The 22,406-nt window shown below is 61.7% G+C and carries 23 protein-coding genes; 8 read left to right on the top strand and 15 right to left on the bottom strand.

The features are described 5' to 3' along the window. Window positions 1-4: 4 nt before the first annotated feature. From AC3WQS_RS02150 to AC3WQS_RS02125, 6 genes are all read right to left on the bottom strand, one after another. Window positions 5-601, bottom strand: a complete 597-nt coding sequence (locus AC3WQS_RS02150; RefSeq protein ID WP_060938034.1) for a SipW-dependent-type signal peptide-containing protein — start codon at window positions 599-601, stop codon at window positions 5-7. Next, the gene (locus AC3WQS_RS02145) at window positions 594-1,229 is read right to left on the bottom strand and encodes a signal peptidase I (protein ID WP_492713000.1); all 636 of its coding nucleotides are present in this window, start codon (window positions 1,227-1,229) and stop codon (window positions 594-596) included. Before AC3WQS_RS02145 ends, AC3WQS_RS02150 begins: the two co-directional genes overlap by 8 nt. After that, on the bottom strand, window positions 1,226-1,780 hold the full coding sequence (locus tag AC3WQS_RS02140) for a hypothetical protein (protein WP_070795714.1): 555 nt from the start codon (window positions 1,778-1,780) through the stop codon (window positions 1,226-1,228). Before AC3WQS_RS02140 ends, AC3WQS_RS02145 begins: the two co-directional genes overlap by 4 nt. A gap of 3 nt (window positions 1,781-1,783) precedes the next feature. Continuing rightward, window positions 1,784-2,335 carry an alternate-type signal peptide domain-containing protein gene (locus AC3WQS_RS02135; RefSeq protein ID WP_024488239.1) on the bottom strand — a complete coding sequence of 184 codons (552 nt, stop codon included), beginning with the start codon at window positions 2,333-2,335 and terminating at the stop codon, window positions 1,784-1,786. A gap of 515 nt (window positions 2,336-2,850) precedes the next feature. Beyond that, window positions 2,851-4,446 carry an amidohydrolase gene (locus AC3WQS_RS02130; RefSeq protein WP_070795712.1) on the bottom strand — a complete coding sequence of 532 codons (1,596 nt, stop codon included), beginning with the start codon at window positions 4,444-4,446 and terminating at the stop codon, window positions 2,851-2,853. After that, window positions 4,443-5,402: a DMT family transporter gene (locus tag AC3WQS_RS02125; protein WP_070795711.1), complete on the bottom strand. Its 960-nt coding sequence runs from the start codon at window positions 5,400-5,402 to the stop codon at window positions 4,443-4,445. The genes AC3WQS_RS02130 and AC3WQS_RS02125 overlap by 4 nt, the downstream gene beginning before the upstream one ends. Window positions 5,403-5,453: 51 nt before the next feature. On the opposite strand from AC3WQS_RS02125, the gene AC3WQS_RS02120 reads away from it, so the two are divergent. Both AC3WQS_RS02120 and AC3WQS_RS02115 read left to right on the top strand, forming a co-directional pair. Continuing rightward, the gene (locus tag AC3WQS_RS02120; protein ID WP_003940110.1) at window positions 5,454-6,011 is read left to right on the top strand and encodes a TetR/AcrR family transcriptional regulator; all 558 of its coding nucleotides are present in this window, start codon (window positions 5,454-5,456) and stop codon (window positions 6,009-6,011) included. Window positions 6,012-6,218: 207 nt separating this feature from the next. Further along, a complete protein-coding gene (locus AC3WQS_RS02115; RefSeq protein ID WP_492713001.1) occupies window positions 6,219-7,859 on the top strand; it encodes an ABC-F family ATP-binding cassette domain-containing protein in 1,641 nt (546 codons plus the stop codon). Window positions 7,860-7,927: 68 nt separating this feature from the next. Here AC3WQS_RS02115 and AC3WQS_RS02110 read toward each other — a convergent pair whose 3' ends face one another. The 6 genes from AC3WQS_RS02110 to AC3WQS_RS02085 form a co-directional block, all read right to left on the bottom strand. Further along, window positions 7,928-8,416, bottom strand: a complete 489-nt coding sequence (locus AC3WQS_RS02110) for a nuclear transport factor 2 family protein (protein ID WP_021332046.1) — start codon at window positions 8,414-8,416, stop codon at window positions 7,928-7,930. Between the two features lie 27 nt (window positions 8,417-8,443). Next, on the bottom strand, window positions 8,444-9,757 hold the full coding sequence (locus AC3WQS_RS02105; protein WP_007731424.1) for an MFS transporter: 1,314 nt from the start codon (window positions 9,755-9,757) through the stop codon (window positions 8,444-8,446). Between the two features lie 76 nt (window positions 9,758-9,833). Continuing rightward, window positions 9,834-11,291, bottom strand: a complete 1,458-nt coding sequence (locus tag AC3WQS_RS02100) for an FAD-dependent oxidoreductase (protein WP_070795709.1) — start codon at window positions 11,289-11,291, stop codon at window positions 9,834-9,836. Then, window positions 11,288-12,070: an SDR family NAD(P)-dependent oxidoreductase gene (locus AC3WQS_RS02095; protein WP_019745204.1), complete on the bottom strand. Its 783-nt coding sequence runs from the start codon at window positions 12,068-12,070 to the stop codon at window positions 11,288-11,290. The genes AC3WQS_RS02100 and AC3WQS_RS02095 overlap by 4 nt, the downstream gene beginning before the upstream one ends. Beyond that, window positions 12,063-12,899 (bottom strand): SDR family NAD(P)-dependent oxidoreductase, encoded by an 837-nt coding sequence (locus AC3WQS_RS02090; protein ID WP_007731420.1) that lies wholly within the window; start codon window positions 12,897-12,899, stop codon window positions 12,063-12,065. The genes AC3WQS_RS02095 and AC3WQS_RS02090 overlap by 8 nt, the downstream gene beginning before the upstream one ends. 49 nt (window positions 12,900-12,948) lie before the next feature. Next, on the bottom strand, window positions 12,949-13,398 hold the full coding sequence (locus tag AC3WQS_RS02085) for a nuclear transport factor 2 family protein (RefSeq protein ID WP_070795708.1): 450 nt from the start codon (window positions 13,396-13,398) through the stop codon (window positions 12,949-12,951). Between the two features lie 138 nt (window positions 13,399-13,536). On the opposite strand from AC3WQS_RS02085, the gene AC3WQS_RS02080 reads away from it, so the two are divergent. The 6 genes from AC3WQS_RS02080 (at window position 13,537) to AC3WQS_RS02055 (ending at window position 19,022) form a co-directional block, all read left to right on the top strand. Then, window positions 13,537-14,259: an IclR family transcriptional regulator gene (locus AC3WQS_RS02080; RefSeq protein ID WP_029256190.1), complete on the top strand. Its 723-nt coding sequence runs from the start codon at window positions 13,537-13,539 to the stop codon at window positions 14,257-14,259. A 131-nt stretch (window positions 14,260-14,390) separates the two neighbouring features. Continuing rightward, window positions 14,391-15,356: a pirin family protein gene (locus AC3WQS_RS02075; RefSeq protein WP_021332042.1), complete on the top strand. Its 966-nt coding sequence runs from the start codon at window positions 14,391-14,393 to the stop codon at window positions 15,354-15,356. Window position 15,357: 1 nt separating this feature from the next. Next, window positions 15,358-16,104: a pirin family protein gene (locus AC3WQS_RS02070; RefSeq protein ID WP_020970713.1), complete on the top strand. Its 747-nt coding sequence runs from the start codon at window positions 15,358-15,360 to the stop codon at window positions 16,102-16,104. Between the two features lie 114 nt (window positions 16,105-16,218). After that, window positions 16,219-17,001, top strand: coding sequence for a pirin family protein (locus tag AC3WQS_RS02065; protein ID WP_020970714.1), 783 nt, complete (start codon window positions 16,219-16,221; stop codon window positions 16,999-17,001). A gap of 44 nt (window positions 17,002-17,045) precedes the next feature. Next, window positions 17,046-17,972, top strand: coding sequence for a PaaI family thioesterase (locus AC3WQS_RS02060; protein ID WP_492713002.1), 927 nt, complete (start codon window positions 17,046-17,048; stop codon window positions 17,970-17,972). Window positions 17,973-18,038: 66 nt separating this feature from the next. Then, window positions 18,039-19,022, top strand: a complete 984-nt coding sequence (locus AC3WQS_RS02055; RefSeq protein WP_007731412.1) for an intradiol ring-cleavage dioxygenase — start codon at window positions 18,039-18,041, stop codon at window positions 19,020-19,022. A gap of 13 nt (window positions 19,023-19,035) precedes the next feature. Here the strand turns inward: AC3WQS_RS02055 and AC3WQS_RS02050 are convergent, their stop codons facing one another. From AC3WQS_RS02050 to AC3WQS_RS02040, 3 genes are all read right to left on the bottom strand, one after another. Continuing rightward, a complete protein-coding gene (locus tag AC3WQS_RS02050) occupies window positions 19,036-21,396 on the bottom strand; it encodes an ATP-binding cassette domain-containing protein (RefSeq protein WP_019745212.1) in 2,361 nt (786 codons plus the stop codon). Between the two features lie 70 nt (window positions 21,397-21,466). Then, window positions 21,467-21,877 (bottom strand): VOC family protein, encoded by a 411-nt coding sequence (locus AC3WQS_RS02045; RefSeq protein WP_020909044.1) that lies wholly within the window; start codon window positions 21,875-21,877, stop codon window positions 21,467-21,469. A gap of 5 nt (window positions 21,878-21,882) precedes the next feature. Then, the gene (locus AC3WQS_RS02040; RefSeq protein WP_019745214.1) at window positions 21,883-22,332 is read right to left on the bottom strand and encodes a helix-turn-helix transcriptional regulator; all 450 of its coding nucleotides are present in this window, start codon (window positions 22,330-22,332) and stop codon (window positions 21,883-21,885) included. Window positions 22,333-22,406: the final 74 nt, after the last annotated feature.

The following is a 22,406-nucleotide window of genomic DNA, read 5'->3' as shown; positions in this document are numbered from 1 at the left end:
CACCTCAGGCCGTCGTCGCCGCGAACTGGAATGAAACATTGATCGACTTGTTCTGTTGTGCCGAAAGCACTCCCGTATCGAGCGCAACCTTGAAGCACAGCGTCTCAGAACCTGTATTCGCAGCCAACTGACGTCCTGTTGTGATGATCGGAGTCGCGGCAGTCGTCGACAAGCCGACCGGGCCGGCAATCGGGGTTGTGCAACTCTGATCGAGAACAGTCACCTTCATAAACGGGGCAAGCGCGGCCTCGCCTGTTGCGGTTGCTGCCATGGTGTATTTGAACTGTGCCGCGCCAGTGTTCTGTACAGGCAGAGTTGCCGTGACACTGTCGCCGGGCATCATGCCCGTCTTGGTCAACGCGGTGAAGCCGTAAGCAGTCGGATCTCCCGGGTCACCGTTGAGCTTCATCTCGATCGAACCGGTGCTGAATACGCCGGAAGTCGCTGTAGCGTTGTCAGTCCACGCAGCAAGAGTGCCAACGGCACCGAGGCCCAGAACAATTCCCACCGACATGATCGCGCGTGCGCGGCCGCTGGTTGCGCCCCGGACCAGACGTGTACCGAGCGAGGCGGGCGCCTGCTGCTCCTCGTGCTTAGACATGGCTGTGCCTTTCTTGCTGCTCAACTCGAGGCGCCGGCGCACTCGGTTCGGAAGGTTGGGGGTCTGCAGACGCAGAACGTCGCCGGGTACGGTCACGGACCGATCCGACGAACATGAACACGGCATAGATAGACAGTGCGCCGACGACAACCGTCAGCATCACCGAGCGCATCTGCCCCGTGATGGCGTTGTATACGTACCCGATGTACGGCACGCTGTACCACACCTTGCCGCGAATCTGCTCCGGTACAACGGGATTCTGATCCGCTATCGGATTTGCATCGCCTTGTGTGACGAAGGTGAGATCACCGGCGGAGTTGAGTCGCACCATCGTGATTCGGTGCGTAACCACATCGGGCTTCCCCGACTCGATTTGGTAGGTGATCGCATCACCTGCCCGCAATTGGGCAGCGTCCTGCGGTTTCACCACGATAAGGGTGCCGGGTGGATAGGTGGGCTGCATCGAACCTGTCAACACAGTGAAGGGCGTCGACCCCGTCAAACGTGGAACAACGACCGTCGACAACAGAATCGCCAGAATACCCAGCAGCAGAGCCCACGAGACGATATTGCGGATCCACCACCAAACACCGGTTCTCTGATCAGAACCCTTCACTGCGTGCGTCATACCGACTCCGCTTCGAATGAGAATTGCACACTCGTCGAGACACCAGACGCAACGTCAGCACCGACAGTGCCACGCAGGCACAAGATATCGGTACCGCCGGCAGCGACCGTGCGCCATCCTGGAGCTGTCGGTACCTGAGCACCGACCATGGGTCCGTCGTAGATCGCGGTGCCGGAAGCTGCACCTTGGGCGGGGCAACCGGCCTCTGAAGTCACTGGCGTCACCGCGAGTGAGAGCGGAACATCAGCGGAAGACTGCGCGACGTTCTGGATCCGGTAATTGAGAGGAACATTTCCGGAGTTGTGAACTGTCAACGGAGCCTGTGCATATGCGTTGGGGAACATACCGGTGGCGCCCAGAGCAGTGAAGTCGTAACTGCTCTGGCCGCTACCGGCACTGCCCACCGTCAGGTCGAGGATCCCGGACTGGATCGTGCCACCGGACAGTGTTTCAGCGGCCGTCCACCGCGCGCTGGTCTGCTGCACCGATACAAAGATCAGTCCGATGACCAGCGCGGCGGCAGTTGCCCACCAACGGTAGTGCTTACGCAAGCCTTAGGCCTGATCGAGAGTGACGTTGAAGTTCGTCAGATCGACCTGGCTGTCCTGCGAACTGTTGGTTGCTGGAGCCTTCGTGAAGTCGAAGACAACATTCACGCTGACGACGTTGTCGTTGTTCGCGGAAGTGATGACAACGCCTGTTCCGTTCGTCGGCAACGGAGTCGCTCCGACCGTCGCCGTCGTGACCGGAGCCATCTCGGCCTTCAGCGTGCCGGTTCCCGTGATCGTCGAAGCATCCGCCTTGAGCGTCGCGCTCAGATTGTTGCCCACAGCACCGATCTTGACGGAGCCGGAGTAGGTGAGGACGTCGCCAGGCGAAACCTTGAATGTGCTGATGGTGACGGGGGCCGCGGTACCACCGTTGACAGCTGCGTTCGAAACCGTCCACGACGGGGTTCCTTCGGTCGTCAGCGTCAGCTTGCCCGAAGAAATAGTGCCGCCGTTCAGAGGCGCGTTTGCGTTCCACGCCGCCATGGTTCCCGCGCCACCGGCGAGGAGAAGTGCTGCTGCACCGGCCGCGACTGCGCCCTTGGTTGCCTTGTTCATGGAGAACACTCTTTTCGTCTGGTCCCCGTGGCGGGGAGCTTGCAGGGTGAGAAAGCTGGTCGGATCCAGTCATGTGCGCCCTGGTACGGGCAGAGGGTTTCGTTCATCCGTGGTCAGTGAGGGGTCGTAGCGGTAAGTGCAGAGCGAGAGCGTGTTGCGGAAAGATTGCGAGCCGTTCTCGCGAACGGGCCATTCCTCTCTCGTGCTGTCGACGTCCGCTTGCGTCGTTTAGATTTTTACCACACGTATCAGTAATTTTTGGCGAAAAGCTGGTCGAATGTCCAGAAGATTGTTGAAACCTGAACTTGACTACAGAATCGCCTCTCACCTGGACTATTGGAAAAACCTAGCGCTTTGTTGCAACCCGTTTGCTGAAGTAACCTTCGTCCAGATGGTCCTTGGGGTCCGAAAATGAACTGAAACAGGTTCTACAAACTTTTGGTTTGTTTTGGAAATTGTTCGACTGCCGCTACTTCGAAAGCAGCGACAATCGAGCAACAACTAAGGCGGAGGCCCTACGCCTCGAAGACGGTCTCACCGCCGACAACCGTGCGCAGGACCGACAGTTCGTTCAATTCCTGAGAAGCGCTCCGCAACGGATCTCCGTCGAGCACAACAAAATCCGCCAAAAGTCCCACCGCTATCCGACCTTTGTCCGATGACTCACCGGTGAGACGGGCGGCAGCGCTTGTGTAACCGGCCAACGCATCGGACGCGGAAACCCGTTGCTCTGCACCCAGAACATGACCTTCTCGCGTCACACGGTGTACGGCTGTGTTCATCGTGAAGAGCGGGTTCACGGGAGTGACAGGGCAGTCGCAATGCAGCGCGTAGGCAAGCCCGGCCGCCACGACCGAAGCCACGGGGCTGATCCGCTCGCCGCGACCCGGCCCCAAGAACCGATCACGGTGCCGGTCTCCCCAGTAGTAGACGTGGTTCACGAAGATCGACGCCACCACCCCGAGTTCGACCATCCGCGCGATCTGATCCTCCCGCAATGTCTGAACGTGCTCGAGTCGATGTGAGACCTCGACGCCCGGGTGCGCTGCCCGCGCCGCGGCAATTGCGTCCAGTGCGAAATCGATGGCTTGATCACCGTTGGTATGAATCGCAACCTGTCGCCCGGCAGCGTGATGTTCCTCGACGAGCACCCCGAGTGCACCTGCCGGGATTGCCATTCCGCCGCAGTGGCATCCGCCCAGATCGTGGTACGGCTCGGTCAGCGCAGCGGTGTGCAACTGAATCGACCCGTCCGAAATGAGTTTGACGCCGCCCACACGAACTCGATCTGTCGAATCGGCGAGTTCGCCCAATTGATCGTGCACCCCGTGGCCGAGATAGAGGCGCGCACGCAGACGCAGGTCACCATCAGCGTCCAGTTGTCGGTACGCCTCGTACATCTCGGCTGTGACGTACATGTCGTGAAAACTTGTCACGCCCACCGAAGCCATGACTTCCTGCGCCCGCAGCATCGCGATCTTGGACGCATCCGGATTCATATCCGGAACAAGTCCGTGTACCAGAGACATTGCCGGAACCTCGCACAGTTCACCGGTGGGTACACCGGCGCTGTCCCGAACGATGACACCACCCTCCGGATCGACCGTGGTGGCATCGATCCCGGCCTTCTCCAGTGCGACCGAGTTGACATAGATCCCGTGAGCAGACAAGTGCCGCACCAGAATCGGATGCTCGGTGGATGCCTTGTCCAGATCAGCTGCGGTCAGACCTCGATCCTCCGCCACGAGGCTGTCGTCGAAGCCCCACGCTTCTATGGGCTCGCCAACTGGTGTGATCGCGGCCCGCGCGGCCAACGCCGTGATCAACTGCTCGATGGTCGGGCACGCACTCGTCGTTGCGTCGACCCCACTGAGCATCAAACCCCACATCATCGGATGAAGGTGCGTCTCGATGAACCCCGGAACAATCACCGCTCCGGCGAGATCGACAACGGAGGTTTCGGAATCGGTCAGCGCCGAGATCTCGGCATCAGTTCCGAGAGCGACAAATCTGCCGTCCTTGACGGCCACAGCGGTGGCGTTATCGCTGACAGCACCGTCCATGGTCCTGATCTCGCCGTTGATGTAGATGTGGTCAGCCACCGGTGTCATACGCTTGTCTCCATTCGTTTTCCGACTACAGTCGTCGAGGACTTCTTCGCAGGTATCCGCGTCGCCACAACCACTCCGGCCAAAATCATTCCGGCACCTGCAAGTTGGACGAGAGTTGGGGTCTGCGCAAGCATCACCGCGCCGAACAGCAGTGCCGACGCCGATTGCAACACCAGGCTGGCGGCGACTGCACTGGCAGGCAGACGCTGACTGGCGCTTGCCACCAGGAGCCACCCGATCACCTGAGATACCAACGCGAGCAGGACAAGCCAGCCTTGAGCTACGAGCGAAGGCGTCAGATCCAAAGTTCCACTCACGAGGCCGTATGCACCTGCAGTGAGGGCAGTGGCTCCCGTCGAGACGAACATCGGCAGAGCCGTTCTACCCGCCGCCCGAGTAGCCAGACCCATCAGGAAGATGTAGACCGCGTAGGCGCCTGCGGCGATCACGGCAAACGACACTCCGACAGCAGGATTCGACCCGGTGAGCGTTGTGCTCGTCCCGGCTACCAGAGCAACTCCGACGAAGAGCAACGGAAGGCTGGCGACCAGTTCCCGGCCGATCCGTTGGCGCAGAACAACGTAGCCGAGGATTGCGACGAACAGCACTTGCAAATTCAGGATCACAGTCGAAAGACCTGCCCCGATCGAATGAATCGACTCGTGCCAGAGCACCAGATCGATTCCGAGGAACGCGCCGGCAAGCAAAGACTTCATGATCCAGGGCGCCGAGATCGAAGACCGGGATGACCGACGACGCTGAACGAGCACGAGTATGCCGAGAGGGATGAGCGCATAGAGACACCGAAAGAAGGCACCCGTCGACGGAGACACTCCTGAGAGTTCATAGAGCACCGAGGTCAACCCGAGGATGCATGCACCGGTGACGACTACGCGCAGGTCACGACGGCGTAGTTGATCGCCGGACGGCACGCGTGGCGATACTTCATCACTCATGGTGATAATGTATCACCGACGCAAAGCCTGTCATACAGGGAAGATGCGTGCATGAGAACTCCGGTTACCCGTGAACGCGTGATCGCTGCCGCAGCCGACCTGGTCGACAGCAAAGGCGCCGACGCTCTGGTACTGAGTCAACTCGCCGAGACCCTCGACGTCCGGCAGTCAGCCCTGTACAAACACGTCGACGGGGTCGACGACGTCCACCATCAACTCAGCCTCCTCGCACGCAACCTTCTCGCCGAACAACTGCGTGCCGCCGCGGTTGGTCTCTCGCGCGACGACGCCGTCATGGCGCTCGCAGACGCATGGCGTGCCTTCGTCCGGGTGCACCCCGGGCTCTACGCCATCACCGACCGCTACCCCACTGCTCCGCATCCCGATCTGGTCTCCGCCGTCGGCGAGGTGGTAGACGTCATCAACAAGGTGATCGCGGGATACGGTCTGAGCCCGGATGATTCGGAGCAGGCGGCGTGGTCTCTTCGTAGCGCGCTGCACGGTTTCTGCATCCTCGAATCGGTAGAGGGTCAACCGGCCGGCACCGATCCGGATCGGGTGTACCGAAGACTGGTCGAACTTCTCTGCGCCGGTATTGCTCGTATGTAAATACCGGCTCCTGTTATCGTCGGATGAAACGACACAGACCAAAAAGGATCAGACATGGTTGGTGAACTCGACATCTCCGGATAAAACCGGGCATGACGGCCACCGGCAGACGCCTCGGAGCGCTGCCGTAGTGGCCATGTTGTCGTTCACTTACCCGACTTTTGCGGAGCAGCGTTGCCACGCCCGCACGACACCTGAGGTCTATTCATGTCCGATACCTACATCGTTTGCTCGAATCTGTCTTTTGCCTGGCCGGACGACACTCCGGTCTTCGACGAATTGTCCTTCACCGTGCCCGGTGGCCGAACCGGGCTGGTTGCCCAGAACGGCGTCGGGAAAAGCACTCTGCTCAGATTGATCGCCGGTCAACTCCGCCCACGCGCCGGCAGTGTGTCCGTCGACGGCGTTCTCGGATACCTTCCGCAAGACCTTCCACTGACGGGCGATCTGACCGTTGCCGAGGTCTTGGGCATCGCCCCGACGCTCGCTGCGCTGGACGCTGTCGAATCCGGAGACACACGAGAAGAACACTTCACCACAATCGGGTCCGACTGGGACATCGAAGAGCAGACCCGAGCCCAACTCGGCCGACTCAGTTTGAGTGACATGACGTTCGATCGTCGGCTCGACACTCTGAGCGGCGGGCAGGTCGTCTCGCTCGGACTGGTGGCTCAACTCCTGCGACGCCCCGATGTCCTTCTCCTCGACGAACCCACCAACAATCTCGACCTTGACGCGCGCCGCAGACTTTACGACGTTCTCGACGACTGGAGTGGCTGTCTGTTGGTAGTCAGCCACGATCGAGGACTACTCGACCGTATGGACCGCATCGCTGAACTTCACAGCGGCGAGATCAGCTTCTACGGTGGCAATTTCACCGACTACGAAGCTGCGGCACGCTCGGCTCGCGAGGTGGCGGAGAAGAACATCCGCAACGCCGAGCAGGACGTCAAACGCGAGAAGCGCGAACTGCAGCAGGCCCGAGAACGCGCTTCACGACGCGCAAGTAACGCTGCCCGCAATCTCGGGAACGCGGGCTTGCCCAAGATCTTTGCGGGGACCATGAAGCGCAATGCTCAGGAATCGGCCGGCAAGGCGAACGAGACACACCTCGCCCGGGTCGATGCGGCAAAGGACCGACTCGACAGAGCGGGCCGCGCTCTTCGAGACGATCAGACGATTTCGCTCGAATTGCCAGGTACTCACGTACCCGCCGGACGCATGGTGTTCTTTGGTGAGCGAATGCAATTCGCGTTCGGCGATCGCGAGATCTTCGCCGACCCCGGCATTGACCTGGCCATTCGAGGACCGGAGCGTATCGCGTTGACCGGGCCGAACGGCGTCGGAAAGTCGACGCTACTTCGCATCGTCAACGGGGATGTTGCGCCGACTTCCGGTGAGGTCAAGCGAGCCGACGGCCGGGTGGCATATCTGTCGCAGAGGCTCGACCTACTCGACCCTGCACGCACCGTCGCCGAGGACTTTGCATTGTCGGCTCCGGGCCTTCCTGCACCGGAACGCATGAACATCTTGGCGCGCTTCCTCTTTCGGGGTGCGGGTGCTCACCTACCCGTCGCTGCACTCTCGGGCGGTGAACGGCTGCGGGCTACGTTGGCATGCGTTCTCTTCGCCGATCCGGCCCCGCAATTGCTTCTTCTCGACGAGCCGACCAACAACCTCGACTTGGTGAGCGTTGCTCAACTCGAAAGTGCCCTGAATGCATATCAGGGCGCGTTCGTGGTGGTCAGCCACGACGAGAGATTCCTGGCCGAAGTGAACGTCGAACGCTGGCTGAGGCTCTCGGACGGCCGTTTGACCGAGGTCGCCGCACCGGACGTAGTGGGCTGACACGACCAGTGAACAGGCGAAAGGCCTTCACACACATCGTGTGTGAAGGCCTTCGTCTGCACTACTGGTCAAGGCGTCCTGGTGTACACCGGATCGTCGAAGGATCGACGTTGCGTCACCCAGTCCGTGGGCAGGATGTTCTCGATCATGTCTTCACGGGATTCGTCGAACACGACGATCCGATCGGCGATTCGCCACTCACCACGGCGCCTTTCGAACCTGTCGACGTAACGGCACTTGATCGTGGCAAGCATCTGCACCGAATCCGTACCGGAACGCTCCTGCCGCAGAAAACACAAACAGTACGACTCACACTGAGCGACATCGCCGTTGACGTCGATCAGTATGTTGGAAATGCAGTGAATCGAAGAGTCGATCGTCTTGTGCCTGAGCTTCATGTCTTCGATGAGCCCGTCGACGGTTCCGATGTAACCACCGTGGTTGTCTATCGCGTCGTCGAAGTAGCAGAGAGCTACGCTGTCGAAATCTTTCCGATCGACGGCCCGAGCGTAGCGATACAGAACTTCGGTGATTTCTTGCTTGTCAGCGAGGGACACAACACGTCTCCTGTTCTCCCGAGGTGATCAATCAACCTGCAGTTCAACGCCCTTGGTCTCCTTGATGAAGAAGACCGTGACGAGGGTGATCACGGCACAGAACACGAAGTATCCGGCCGGGGCGAGAGAGTTACCGGTCAAGCTGATGAGATAGGTGGCGATGAAGGGCGCGGTGCCACCGAGGAACATGTTGGTGACGTTGTTACCCAAGGCCAGACCGCTGTACCGCACAGATGCTTTCAGCATTTCGACATAGGTCACGTACGAAGCACCGTTGACAACGGAAACGCAGATGAAGAGCACCGACTGACCGACAACCGCCTGCCAGATACCAGAACCGGCCATCATCATGAACATCGGGATTCCGAGAACCACTGCGGCGGCACTACCGGCGAACAGCACCGGCCGACGCCCGTACTTGTCGGCCATGTATCCCGAGATCGGCAACGTGATGACGCCGAGAACCAGTGCAAGAGAGGTGGAAAGGAAGGCAACGCGCGACGAGTGACCGCCGGTGGTCTGCAGGTACGTCGCGGCATACACCGAGGCGATGTAGTAACCGCCGGTGATGAGTGCGCCCAACAGGATGATCTTGACGACGCTGCCGCCGGAGGTACTGAGCAGCTCACGGATGGGAAGCTTCTTGGTCTCACCCTTGTCCTGCAGCTCCTCGAACTGAGGAGTATCTTCCATCTGGCTACGGATCCAGATACCGATGCCGCCGATCAGCAGGCTGAGCAGGAACGGGATACGCCAAGCCCACTCGAGGATCTGCTCTTGCGAGAATACCGACGTCAGGCCGAGGGCCATGAGCGAAGCAGCCAGCGAACCCAGGTAGGTGCCGGTATTGACCATCGACGTCTGCGTCGCTCGCCACCGCTTGGGAGCGGACTCGGAGACAAAAGCGTTGGCACCGCCGAGTTCACCGCCGGCCGCGAAGCCCTGCAGGCAACGAGCCAGAACGAGGATGGACGTGGCCCACACACCCAACGTGGCGTACGTCGGCAGCAAGCCCATGCCTGCTGTCGCCAGAACCATCAGAAGGATGGTCCAGGAGAGAGCATTCTTTCGGCCGTACTTGTCGCCGATGTGGCCGAAGAAGATTCCGCCGGGTACGCGTAGGAAGAAGGCCACGGCAAATGCTGCAAAGGTACCGAGCAGTGCTGCGTTCGGGTCGTGGGAAACGAAGAACAGCGCGGCGATTGTCGTGGCCATGTATCCGTAGATACCGAAGTCGTAGTACTCGACGACGGTACCGACGATGGCCGCGCGAATTACCTTCGTCGTCGACTGTCGTTCGGTTGCCACGCTGCTGCCCTCGGTGGATTCGGCTCTCGCCATGGTCTCATTCTCTGACATGTTGTTCCCTGCCTGGATTGGATACTGACTGGATTCGGTGCCGCGCAGACGTCGGACGTCAGGAGTGCGCGATGGAATGGACCGGTGCGCTCTCAGCGCTGGTCCTGGTGTAATTCGCCGCATTACGTCCCGCTACGCGGCCCATGGTCAAAGCGTTGGCAACTGCATTGCCGCCGCCCACGTATCTCAGTCCGAGGATTCCGGCGCCGGCCTCACCGGCCGCGTACAGACCCTCGATAGGTACTCCGGTGCTGTCGAGCACGGCCGCATCGGTGTTGATTTCCATTCCCGCATGCGTGCATACGAGCTCCGCCGGAAGGATTTTCGCGGCATAGAACGGTGCTGTCGCAATAGGATCCGGGTTGCCGACGGCACCCTTGTTTCGCAGCGTGCGATGACGGAGGAAGTCGTCGTCGTTACCGCTGGGCAGTTGGTCGTTCCATCGACGCAGGGTTTGCGTCAACGTCGCAACCGGAACACCCGTAGCCACTGCGAGGTCTTCGATCGTATCCGCGCGAATCGTGCCACCGGCGGCAACTTCTTCCTCGATGCGTTCGGGATTCCAATCCGCATATCCCGGAGCCAGATTCACGCGAGCGTTCTCGTCGAAGATCATCCAACCGTATCCACCCTGATGGTCGATGATGCCGGTCGAGACCGCGTACGAGCTGTCCTCGTCCATGAATCGACGACCGTCCTGGTTGACGTAGATCCGCGATTTCGGCGGAAAACCTGCCTGCCAGTGATGGAATCGCTGGAAGTAGACCGTGGGCAGCATCAGGCCCCAGCCGTCGCCCGCCACGGAAGCACCGAGGTCTTCGGCAAAACGAAGATGGTCTCCGCGACTCCCCTCGGCTGCGACGACGAACAAGGCGTCTCCGGCCTTGTTCGCGTCCGGGAAGTGGCGCGCCACCAAGCCCGGATCTTGCGCGAATCCACCGGAAGCAACAACGACGGCGCCCGCACGTACCTCGATGTCGTCGGCGACAACACCGACAACCCGACCGTCTTCCTCGATCAGCTTCTGCACCCGTGTTCCGAAGATGACCTCGATCCCGTGCTTACGACGAGCCTTGTCCAGCACCTGAATCAGTCCGTATCCCTGATCCTTGGGCACATGGCCGCGCCAGACGTCCTCGACGCCGGCCTGGGCGAGTCCCGGTTGGTGGGCGTTACCCGAGATCGCCGCTGGAATCTCGACGCCGAGTCCGATGAGCCATTCCAGTGTCGGACCGGCATTTTCGCAGAACGCACGAATCAATCCGGGTGAGAGCATCCACTGGTTGAGGTCCATGTAGTGCTGGAAGAACTTCTCTGCCGAGTCGTCGACTCTGAGGCCTGCCTGCACGCTTGTTCCGGCGGCCGTGAAGATTCCGGCCGAAAGCGCAGTGGATCCACCGAGTTCGGTTTCGGACTCGAACAGCAGAACGGATGCGCCTTCTTCAGCTGCCGACACCGCAGCGGCGAGACCGGCTCCGCCGCCACCGATGACAACGACGTCCCAGTGCTCGGTCATGAAAGTTCTCCAGTCTCCGCGATGATGCGGTGGTAAAGACCGTTCGACACCAACCCGCCGTCGACGGTGAGCTCCGTACCGGTGGTGTAGGTCGAACTGTTCGAGAGCAGGAACAGCACTGCTTCGGTGATCTCGTCGAGAGTTCCCATGCGTCCGAAGGGAACCGACTTCAGTGACGCGGCGACGAAGTCGTTTGCGCCGCCGAGCAGCGCCGTACCGACCAGTCCCGGGTGCACAGAGTTGACGCGAATCCCCCACTGCGCGAAGTTGCCCGCGGCCGACTTCGACAGACCGGTCAAACCCCACTTACTCGACGAGTAAGCCGGAGAGAAGTATCCGATCTGACCGGCGATGGACGAGATGTTGACGATCGATCCGCCACCACTCTCGCGCATCAGCGGCGCCACCGCCTTCATACCGTAGAACGGACCGAAGAGGTTGATCTTCATGGTCAGTTCCCAGATGTCGTTCGGGGTGTCCATGAATTCGAGCCGACGCGAGATGCCGGCGTTGTTGACCAGTCCCCCGAGTTCCCCACGGGTGGTGCGAATTTCGTCGACAACCCGGTCCCAGGCATCGGCATCGGTGACGTCCAGAAGATGAGCGGACGCCGATCCGCCGGCGGAGACAATGTCGTCGACCACGCCGGATGAATCCGAAACATCGGCAATGCAGACATGCGAACCGCGCGCGGCGAGAGTGCGCGCGTGATGCGCTCCCATCCCGGCAGCACCGCCGGTAACGAGAACGACGCCGGGATATTTCGTGGACTCAGACATGCCGCGAACCACCGTCGACCGCAATGCTGTGCCCGGTGACGTAGCGCGCGCTGTCCGAGAGCAGGAACAGCAGCGGGCCGAAGACCTCCTCGGGCGAGCCCAGACGATGCAGCGGTACCGCGTCGAGTGCGTTCGCGAGCGCGATCGGATCTTCCTGAACCCACTTCGTCATCGCCGTGTCGATGTAGCCGGGCGCAATGGAGTTCACACGAATACCCTTGTCTCCGAACTCCACTGCGAGAGACTCCGTGAGGTGCGCGACGGCAGCTTTCGACGTGCAGTAAGCGCCTCTCCCCTTCCGCACACGCAGCGCAGATACCGAGGACATGTTGACGATGGCGCCGCCGGGACCGAGGTGGCGTGCCGCAGCCTGAGCACCGTAGAGCACTCCTTCGACATTGACACTCAGCGTTGCGCCGATCTGCTCCGGGGTGATCTCCTCGGCCAGCGCGAACGGGAAGATACCCGCATTGTTGATCCAGAAATCGACCCGGCCGAACTCCTTCAACGCCAACTGCGCAAGCAGTTCGTGCTCGTCCGGCTTGGTGACGTCGACCCGAGCTCCGACGACGCGACCCGGCTTGTCCGCCAGTGCATTCGATTCCAGGTCCGTATTGATTCGTGCGGCCGTGGCGAGCATCTGCTCTTCGTTGATGTCGGCACCGACGACATGTACGCCGCGTGTTGCCAGCCCTTCGGCGAAGGTCGCACCCATACCCTGAGCCGCGCCGGTCACCACTGCGACCTTGCCTGCCAACTCCGGGTACACCGCCGACATCTGCGTCACAACGGTGCGGCCCGGGTTCGTCTGGTCAGAGCTTTCGGTCATGATGTACTTCTCCTACTGAATATTGTTGTGCAAGAAACTTTTCGGTACTTCAGCCGTGTTCGGACACTCGAGGTGCGTCGTCGCGGGAGACGGTGCGGCGGGCGATCTTCCATTCCTCACCGACCCGAACCACGCGGTCATCGACAGTCGTCATCCGCACCAGTCGCGATTCGCCGCCGCGAGCGGTGGCAACTATCTGCAGGTACCCGCGCACTGCGAGAGCACTCTCGTCCACCGCCTCGACTACGAGATTGGTCAGAACGTGCCGATGCACCTCGTCGACGGCTTCCCCAGCAGCGTGAAAGCGAGCAGCAAACGCTGCAAGGTCGCCGAAACCGACCACGGGTTCCGGATAACTGGGTGAATGAAATTCACCGTTGTCCGTGAATGTCTGCGCCCAATCCTGCTGGCGCCCAGAGTCTATGCAATGACTCTGGTGGCCGTACAGCTGTTGGATTGCGACAACATCCTCCGTTGCCACGACGCGATAGTTGCTCATGAAGGTTCTCTCCGAACACGCTGCGCTGCATCCACCCGAAGGTTGTGCAGCTCCGTAAAGTGTGCGATAATCGCACACACTGTGCGATATGTTCAAAGCGTAGGTGGCATACCTCACAAACGTCAAGAAAGGGATTTGATGTCAGAGCTGAGCGAGGAACACCGACCGCGCAAAAGCGCAGTTCAAGTGGACTCGAGCATGTCGAAAACGCTGCACCACGGACTCGAGATCTTGGAACTCCTGACGTCCTATCCGCACGGTTTGTCAGTCACGGACATTGCCGACGGAGTGGGAGTCCACCGGACTGTCGCACATCGGTTGATCCGCACGCTCGAGGCTCATCACCTGTGCCGCAAAGACTCCTTCAAGCGCGTCACTCTCGGCGCCGGACTGGTCACCCTCGCCGAACCGGTGGAACAAGATTTGCGAACCCTGGCCCGCCCGATACTTCAAGAACTTGCCGAGGCCACCGAGGCGACAGCACACCTGGTGGTCCGCGAGAGCGACACCGAAGTGCGCGCACTGATGGTGGTCGAACCGCGCAGCGCCAAGGTTCACGTCGCGTTTCATCCAGGGCAGGTTGATCCGATCGACCGCGGCTCCGCCGGGCTTTCCATTCTTGCCTCACTCCCACCGGTGAGCGGGGAACGAGAGGAAGTGACGGCTGCCCGCGCACGGGGTTACGCAGTGACCGTCGGGGAGGTCATCCCGTCCGTCCTGGGAATCTCGGCAGTCATCCCCGGCAGACGCCGCGACGCCATCTCCAGCCTCGGAATCTCCGTGTTCGACTCCGAGGATCAAGCAGCCCTGGGCGCCGAGGTCATGGCAGCGGCAAAAACCCTCGGCAGCATGTTGCGCTGATCCAGACAACAGGCTGATCCGAACACCAGTCGAGCCCCGGGAATACCCGGGGCTCGACTTTGTTGACTCCGAATGAGATAGTTGAATAATCAACTACCTGACATCAGCTTCACGGATACAAGGAGTACGACATGCCTGCTGTGACAGTCGAGAACATCTTGGCCCTGCCCCGCCTCGACGAGCCGGCAGAGGCAGCAGTCGACCGCCCCGTCAAGAGCATCACCACCGCGCCGGTCGGATACGAAGGTGAAGGCTTTCCCGTCCACCGCGCGTTCGCCGGCATCGACCTCTCCGCCCTCGACCCGTTCATCCACATGGACCAGATGGGCGAAGTCAACTACGCACCCGGAGAGCCCAAGGGCACTCCGTGGCACCCGCACCGCGGCTTCGAAACCGTCACCTACATGATCGACGGCATCATGGAGCACCAGGACTCCAACGGTGGCGGCGGTGTGATCGGCGGCGGCGACACCCAGTGGATGACCGCGGGTGGCGGCATCCTTCACATCGAAACTCCGCCGGAGCACCTCGTCCTCAGCGGCGGCCTGTTCCACGGCGTCCAACTGTGGGTCAACCTGCCTCGCGACAACAAGATGGCATCTCCGCGGTACCAGGACATCACGGGCAACAAGGTGGCCCTGCTTTCCTCGCCGGACGGCGGAGCCTTGGTGCGCGTCATCGCCGGAGACATCGCCGGCCACGCCGGACCCGGATCGACGTACACACCCATCGCGCTCTCCCACACCACTATTGCCCCGGGTGCGAGCCTGACTCTGCCCTGGAACCCCGAGTTCAACGCCATCGTCTACGTGCTCGCCGGCGAAGGAACGGTCGGAGCCGAGCGTCGACCCATTCGAGTAGGGCAGACGGCTGTCTTCGGACGCGGTGACTCCATCACCGTCGCCGCTTCCGATCGCCAGGATTCGCGGACCGAATCCCTCGAGGTATTCATCCTCGGTGGCAAACCGATTCGTGAGCCCATCGCGATGGCCGGGCCGTTCGTCATGAACACCAAGTCCGAGGTCATGCAGGCCTTCGAGGACTTCCAGGCCGGACGCCTCGGATCCATCCCGGCAGCACACGAAAAGCTGAGCTGACATGTCGTCGGTGGTCGTCCAACGAGCAGCCGAACGTGCGCACCTCAACTACGGCTGGCTCACCGCGCGTCACAGTTTCCCCTTCGCCGGAAACTTCGATCACGCCGCGTACGCGCACGGACTTCTGTTGGTGAACAACGACGACATCATCGAAGCCGGCTCCGGTTTCGACACTCATCAGCACCGCGATACCGAGATCGTGACGTGGGTGCTCAGCGGATCTCTGGTTCACCAGGATTCCGCTGGGCACTCCGGCGTCATCCATCGCGGACTCGCGCAGAGAATGAGCGCCGGTACCGGAATCCTGCACTCCGAGCGCAACGATCGCTTCCGGGCCGACGGCTCACGCGTCACCGAACCCGTTCACGTCGTTCAGATGTGGATACCGCCGGACGAATCCGGAGTGACCCCGAGCTATCAGGAACTCGACATCAACTCCGAACTCGACGGCGGTGGCCTGATCACCCTGGCATCGGGGATGCCTGCGCATCGCGGTCACAGCGCCATCGGCCTGCACAACAAACATGCGGCACTACATGTTGCTCGCCTCGAGACCGGCGGGTCGGTATCTCTTCCGGATGCGCCGTACGTGCACGGGTTCATCGCCAGCGGCACTGTCGACGTCGAGGGAGTCGGATTGCTGGGACCAGGAGATTCGTTGCGACTCAAGGACACTGGCGGTCAACGAGTCGAGGGAATCGACGATGCGGAGATACTCGTGTGGGAGATGCACGCGTCGACGAACTGACGACACCACCGAGTACGCCCAATGTTCGGACTACACAGCAGGTTCGTCGTAGGGTGGATGCCGGTAGTGGTGGATCCGGTAGTGATGGATCCCGGTGGCACAGAAGGAGGAGCCATGGCATCTGGTCGAGCACAGGCCCCACGGACGACACCGCACATCGATGTGCACCGCTCCGGTGATCGCTTGAAATCCCGCGTCTCCTGGCTGGATTCGAAACATTCGTTCTCGTTCGGACAGCATTACGATCCGGACAACACTCATCACGGATTGCTGCTCGTCAACAACGACGACACCGTACTGGCGGGAACCGGTTTCGATACCCATCCGCACAAGGACATGGAAATCGTGACCTGGGTGCTTCGCGGTTCGCTCGTGCACCAGGATTCCATCGGCCACACCGGCGTCATCTATCCAGGCCTCGCCCAGCGCATGAGCGCCGGCACCGGAATCATGCACAGTGAGAAGAACGATTCGTGGCGTATTGGCGGCGAACAGCATTCCGACCCCGTGCATTTCATCCAGATGTGGGTGGTACCCGACGAAGGTGGACTGACTCCCGGCTACGAACAACTCGAGATCGACGACGAACTGCTGCGCGGCGGTCTGATCCCGGTGGCCTCCGGAATGGAGCGCTACAAGGATCATTCGGCGATTCGCATCAACAACAAGAACGCCGCCATGCACGTCGCGCGGATTCTGCCCGGCACCTCCGTGAATCTTCCCAGCGCACCGTTCCTGCACGTCTTCGTTGCGCAGGGCACTGCCGAGATGGAGGGCGTCGGCACACTGTACGAGGGTGATGCCGTCCGGTTGAGCGATTCGGGTGGGCAGCAACTGACCTCCGATGCCGGGGCGGAAGTCCTCGTCTGGGAGATGCATTCACGTATCGGTGGTTGAGACCCGGTCTCGGCAGGACTGGGCGCGCTGGAGATACTCGACGGATGAGCATCGACAACTCCGCCGCACCCGTCACACAACTTGACCCCCTCAACACCTTGATGGGTGTGCGCGCCGTATCGGTCGTGCCTGGCGACTTGGCCTTCGCGCAGGCAGTCGGCCCGCGCTTCCACGATCACCGTGGCAAGACGGTGCTCGGTTCCATCGGCGTCATGATCGACGGTGCCATGGGCGGCGCGGTGTACTCGGGACTGACCTCGGGCCATCAATCCGTGCTCGCGCAGGTCACGGTCAGCGCGGGCGCCGACATTCCCGCTCTCGCAGACGTCGGCGCCACCGGCACGCTCGTGCATCTCGACGACGGCGTCGGGCTCGCGTCCGGTCAACTTCGCGACGAGAACGGCACCCTCCTGGCCGTGATGGCCGGCCGCGCAATGGTGGTCTCGCGTCCACCCGTCGTCGGAATCGACGACTACGTGGACGGTGCGCCGCTACCGGTCCCGACGCCGGAGAAAACGAGCAACCTGAGTGGGTTGTCGGGGTCCGACGTCGTCGAAGGTATCCGAGGCGGCACGCTCGAACGCGGACCGCTCGCCGGGCTACTCGATCTTGCTGTCGTCGACGTGACGCCAGGTTCCGTCGTCGGGGAGTTCGCACCCGTCGCCTGGATGGCCAACCCGCTGGGCGCCGTGCAGGGTGGTGTCCTCATCTCGGCAGTCGACGCCATTACGGGACTGGCAGCACAGACCCTGACCAGCTCCGATCAGGACTATCGCGTCCTCGACCACAAGATCGACTTCCTGCGCTCACCCGACATCGGCGGGCCGGTCTTACGCGCCGAGGCCTCCGTGATTCGTGCCGGGCGCAGGCTCGCGCTGATCGAAACGCGCATCGTCGACGCCGGCGGACAGGTCTACGTACGGGCCACCTCGAGCATCCAGATGCTCTCCCAGCAAGTTCACAGCGGATAACCAGTTCCGCACCAGGTCGCCCGTCCACCATTGAGACAACAGCCCACACAATGGAGGTACAGCGGCGTGAACAAAGACATCGAAGCGAGCAGGCTACGCGTGAGCCGTCGACGGGCCCTCGCTCTCGGCGGAACCATCAGTCTCGGCGGGCTCATCGCAGCCTGTTCCGGTAACAGTGGCACCGCCACGACGACTTCGGCCGCGGCTGCATCGACGACAACCACTTCCGGCGCTTCCGCAGCGGCAACGTCCGGCGATGCCGTCACCGCACTTCTGGCCAAAGCACCGCAGTGCGTCATGAGCAAGGAAGAGACACAGGGCCCCTACTGGTTCGACGTCGACTCCATTCGCGGCGACATCCGCGAAGACCGTCCGGGCACCACACTGCAGGTGGCAATGCGCGTGCAGGACAACAGCCAGTGCAACGTCGACGGCAGCATCGGCGCGGTCAGCAACGCCGTCGTCGAGATCTGGCACTGCGACGCCGGCGGCGTGTACTCCGGCTTCGAATCCGGGTCGCTGAGCGCCAACGGCGGCGGCGGCGGCGGAACTCCCCCGGCCGGCGGGATGGGTGAACCTCCGTCAGGTGCACCCGGAGGTGGAATGGGCGAACCTCCGTCAGGCGCCCCCGGAGGAATGGGCGGCGGCATGGGCGGTTCCGGCGAGACCTCCGACGGTTCGTACAGCGTCGGCGACACCGAAGCCACCACCACGGACGACGGCACCTACCTGCGCGGTGCCCAGACCACCGATGCAAACGGCATCGCGCAGTTCACCACGATCTTTCCCGGCTGGTACATGGGCCGCACCACCCACATTCACGTCAAGGTGCATATCGACAAGAAGACCGTCCTCACGTCGCAGACCTTCTTCGACGAGACCCTTCTCGACGAGGTGTACTCGCAGTCCCCGTACAGCGAGCACACCGGTCGTGAGAACAACACGAACAACGCCAGTGACGGCATCTACGACGACACCGGCCTCATGACCGTCGAGAAGCAGTCGGACGGTTCCTACCTCGCCGTCATCAACCTGGGTATCGACGCCTGAGGTAGGAGCCGACTCAGCCGCCGACGTATGCCGCGAGGTGCTTTCCGGTGAGGGTGGAGCCGTCGGCGACGAGCTCCTCGGGAGTGCCTTCGAAGACGATCCGACCGCCGTCGTGACCGGCACCAGGGCCGAGGTCGATGATCCAGTCGGCGTGCGCCATCACGGCCTGATGGTGCTCGATGACGATGACGGACTTACCGGAATCGACGAGTCGATCGAGTAGACCGAGCAGCTGCTCGACGTCGGCCAGGTGCAGTCCGGTGGTCGGCTCGTCGAGGACGTACACGCCACCCTTCTCGCCGAGGTGCGTAGCCAGCTTGATTCGCTGTCGTTCACCGCCGGACAGCGTCGTCAACGGCTGGCCGATCGTGAGGTACCCGAGCCCCACGTCGACCAGTCGGACGAGGATCTTGTGCGCAGCGAGCGTCTTCGCCTCACCGTCGCCGAAGAACTCCTCGGCCTCGGCCACCGACATCGTGAGAACCTCGTTGATGTCCTTGCCACCGAATTTGTATTCGAGAACTTCCGCCTGGAAGCGCTTGCCTTCGCACTCCTCGCAGAGAGTGGCAACGCCGGCCATCATCGCCAGGTCGCTGTAGATGACGCCGTTGCCGTTGCACGTCGGGCAGGCGCCTTCGGAGTTGGCACTGAAGAGCGCCGGCTTCACGCCGTTGGCCTTCGCGAATGCCTTGCGGATCGGGTCGAGCAGCCCGGTATACGTTGCCGGGTTGCTCCGACGCGAGCCGCGGATCGCACTCTGATCGACCGACACCACGTCCTCGCGTTTCGCGAGCGAGCCGTGGATCAGCGAACTCTTACCCGATCCGGCCACACCAGTCACCACGACCAGTACACCGAGCGGTACGTCGACGTCTACATCTTGGAGGTTGTGTGAGTTCGCTCCACGAATCTCGATTGCTCCGGTGGACTCCCGCACGGTCTCCTTGAGGGCGGCCCGGTCGTCGAAGTGACGCCCGGTGACCGTATCGCTGGCTCGCAAGCCATCGACTGTGCCCTCGAAGCAGACGTTTCCACCGGCGCTACCCGCGCCTGGCCCGAGGTCGACGATGTGATCGGCGATCACGATCGTCTCCGGCTTGTGCTCGACAACGAGCACGGTGTTGCCCTTGTCCCGCAGGCGCAGCAGAAGATCGTTCATCCTCGCGATGTCGTGCGGATGCAGGCCGGTAGTGGGCTCGTCGAATACATACGTGATGTCGGTGAGCGAGGAACCCAGGTGCCGAATCATCTTGGTGCGCTGAGCTTCACCACCGGACAGCGTTCCCGACGGACGGTCGAGGCTGAGGTAGCCGAGTCCGATCTCCACGAAGGAGTCGAGCGTTTCGCCGAGCGTCGTGAGCAAAGGCGCGACCGATGGTTCCTTCAGACCGCTGACCCATTCCGCGAGATCGCTGATCTGCATCGAGCAGGCGTCGGCGATGTTGACGCCCTTGATCTTCGACGACCGCGCGCCCTCGCTCAGTCGCGTCCCGTCACATTCAGGGCAGGTGGTGAACGTGATCGCCCGCTCGACGAATGCCCGGATGTGGGGCTGCATCGCGTCGACGTCCTTGGCGAGGAACGACTTCTGAATCTGCGGAATCAGACCCGTGTACGTCAGGTTGATGCCTTCGACCTTGATCTTGGTCGGCTCTTTGTAGAGCAGATCGTTCAGTTCCTTCTTGGTGTACTTCTTGATCGGCTTGTCGGGATCGAAGAAACCGCAGCCGCGGTAGATCCGGCCGTACCAACCCTCCATGCTGTAGCCGGGGACCGTGATCGCACTCTCGTTGAGCGACTTGGTGTCGTCGTACAACGCGGTCAGATCGAAATCGTTGACCGCCCCTCGTCCCTCACATCGCGGACACATGCCGCCGGTGATCTTGAAGCTACGACGCTCTTTCGTCTGACGTCCGCCGCGTTCCATCGTGACCGCGCCTGCTCCGGAGATCGAGGCCACGTTGAACGAAAACGCCTGAGGCGAACCGATGTGAGGCTTTCCGAGACGGCTGAACAAGATGCGGAGCATCGCGTTGGCGTCGGTGGCGGTTCCGACTGTCGAGCGCGGGTCGACGCCCATCCGCTGTTGATCGACGATGATCGCGGTGGTCAGGCCGTCGAGAACATCGACGTCCGGCCGCGCGAGCGTCGGCATGAATCCTTGAACGAAAGCGCTGTAGGTCTCGTTGATCATCCGCTGCGATTCCGCGGCGATCGTACTGAACACCAGCGAGCTCTTTCCCGAACCGGAGACGCCGGTGAATACCGTCAGCCTCCGCTTCGGGATCTCGACGCTGATGTCTTCGAGATTGTTCACCCGCGCGCCTTGCACGCGGATCAAATCGTGGCTGTCTGCAGTGTGCAGGGCAGTCATCGTGTCTCCATCTGTCAGTCGATCGCCGACGGTCTCAGCGCAGTTGACGGGCTCAGCGCAGTTGACGGTCTCAGCGCAGTTCTTGAATACGGATCAGGTTTCCCGCTGGGTCGCGGACGGCGCAATCGCGAACGCCGTACGGCTGCTCGGTCGGTTCCTGGACGACGTCGATGTCGCCGGCCTGAAGCCGCTCGAACGTATCGTCCAGGTCTTTGGTGGCCAGAAGAAGTCCGCCGTACGTGCCCTTGGCCATCATCTCGATGATGGTGCGGCGCTCGTCGTCGGTGATTCCGGGATCGACGGCCGGCGGATGCAACACGATGGAGGTGCCGGGCTGGCCGGGCGGCCCCACCGTGATCCAACGCATCCCGTCGTAGCCGACGTCGTTGCGCACCTCGAAGCCGAGGGTGTCGCGATAGAAGTTCAGGGCGGCGTCAGGGTCGTCCTGCGGAAGGAAACTCGAGTGAATGGTGATGTCCATGGCGATCACGTTAATTGCGGTTGTGGGTTCTGCGCTTCTCGATTCCTGATCGGTCTGGTGACTTGTTTGGACACGCAGGACGGCATTCCGGCCGTCGACTGCTCGGCCTCGCGCCGATAGACGCTGGGCGGGACCCCTACCAATTCGGTGAACTTACTGCTGAAAGTGCCGAGAGAGCTGCAGCCGACTTCGAAGCAGACGTCCGTGACACTGAGGTCCCCGCGGCGCAGTAACGCCATTGCGCGCTCGATTCGCCTGGTCATCAGGTATGCGTACGGCGGTTCGCCGTACGCCTGACGGAATTGGCGACTGAGATGTCCCGCAGACATGTTCACTCCCCGCGCGAGCGCCTCCACGTCCAGAGGCCGCGCGTACTCCCGGTCGATACGGTCACGCACGCGTCGTAGTCGCGCGAGGTCCTGCAGGTGCGGATCTGCGGCAGGTCTGCTGGTCACGTATTCGATCGTGCCATGCGGTACCGACGTTGCCCAGCACAAGAGATGAACTGGGGTGTGGAGCGATCACGCAC

It is taken from the genome of Rhodococcus sp. FW305-130, assembly GCF_058788335.1.
This window is presented reverse-complemented; position numbering and strand designations above follow the sequence as displayed.